Below are 260 nucleotides of genomic sequence, written 5' to 3' on the forward strand. Positions count from 1 at the left end.
GAGAGTTTTGTCTTTTTTCTTAAGTATATGGTGTGATCCAGTGATTCTATCTAATTCCCAACCATCTTTCTTTAGAATCTTTATTAATTCTTTTCCCGTCACAAGCAATAATACAGCATTTGGGCTGTATTTGTCAATTGGTTATTTCTACAATTTTTGGGTCAAATGAGATTTTCACGACTGTTCGCATAACGAACTAGTGGAGACGACGTTTCCCGACCCTGAGTCCCGAACGGGACGTTAGGGACTGGCACGGAGTT

At 40.0% G+C, this 260-nt stretch carries 1 protein-coding gene; it reads right to left on the reverse strand.

Annotation, left to right across the window (positions count from 1 at the left end):
* Window positions 1-102, reverse strand: a 102-nt coding sequence (locus JWG41_RS17950) for a type II toxin-antitoxin system HicA family toxin (RefSeq protein WP_332461313.1), incomplete at its 3' end; no start/stop codon positions are given.
* Window positions 103-260: the final 158 nt, after the last annotated feature.

Origin of the sequence: Leptospira chreensis, assembly GCF_016919165.1 — a bacterium.
In the GTDB taxonomy this organism is placed as follows: domain Bacteria; phylum Spirochaetota; class Leptospiria; order Leptospirales; family Leptospiraceae; genus Leptospira_A; species Leptospira_A chreensis.